Source organism: Paracraurococcus lichenis (genome assembly GCF_030657435.1).
Lineage (GTDB): Bacteria > Pseudomonadota > Alphaproteobacteria > Acetobacterales > Acetobacteraceae > Paracraurococcus > Paracraurococcus lichenis.
Genome location: NZ_JAUTWS010000469.1, coordinates 1 through 489, shown reverse-complemented (window position 1 = coordinate 489; position 489 = coordinate 1). Strand labels below are relative to the sequence as shown.

At 68.3% G+C, this 489-nt stretch carries 1 protein-coding gene; it reads left to right on the top strand.

Features of this window, described 5'->3' with window-relative positions:
* Window positions 1-462, top strand: a 462-nt coding sequence (locus Q7A36_RS40835) for a transposase (protein WP_305109487.1), incomplete at its 5' end; no start/stop codon positions are given.
* Window positions 463-489: the final 27 nt, after the last annotated feature.

The following is a 489-nucleotide window of genomic DNA, read 5'->3' as shown; positions in this document are numbered from 1 at the left end:
CCGCGGGGTGAGACCCCGGTGGTCCGCCCCAATCACCGACGGGCCAATGTCGGCCTGGTCTCGGCGGTGACCAACCGGGGCGAGGTGCGCTGGATGGTCCTCGACGGCGCGATCAAGGCGCCCACCCTGATCCGCTTCCTCGAGCGCCTGGTGCGCGACGCCGGGCGCAAGGTGTTCCTTATCCTCGACCGCTTGCAGGTGCACCGGGCGCGGCTGGTCCGCGATTGGCTGGCGGGGCGCGAGGATCAGATCGAGGTGTTTCACCTTCCCGCCTACAGCCCCGAGCTGAACCCGGACGAGGGTGTGAACGGCGACGTCAAGCAGGTGGTCACCGCCAAGCCGCTGGCGCGCAGCAAGTCGCAGCTCAAGCAGACCGTCGTCAACCACATGCGCAGCCTGTCCAAGCGGCCGGACCGCATTCGCGCCTTCTTCCGCCATCCGCAGTTCCGCTACGCAGCCTAGCTCAAGAACACCGCGGCCGGCTCAATA